General features: G+C 43.4%; 1 pseudogene. It reads left to right on the top strand.

What is annotated here, in order from left to right:
- Positions 1–228: pseudogene (locus ACFINC_RS11055) on the top strand (integrase); the annotation flags it as partial.

The following is a 228-nucleotide window of genomic DNA, read 5'->3' as shown; positions in this document are numbered from 1 at the left end:
ACTCCTTCATATTCTCCCTAAATTAGGTTGTTTACCCCTTTCAGAAATTACGCAAACAGAGATACGCGATACCCTTGCCCCTATTTGGCATACAAAAGCTGGAGCTGCTCGGACAGCATTGATGCGTCTCAAACTTTGTCTCAAACATGCGGCTGCACTAGGTTTAGATGTTGACTTACAAGCAACCGAAAAAGCACGTGCTCTTTTAGGAAAACAACGTCATAAGCT

This window comes from Bartonella sp. AP58NXGY, assembly GCF_042195785.1.
GTDB lineage: Bacteria > Pseudomonadota > Alphaproteobacteria > Rhizobiales > Rhizobiaceae > Bartonella.
The sequence above is the reverse complement of the archived record's forward strand: the minus strand, read 5'-3'. Positions and strand labels throughout refer to the sequence as shown.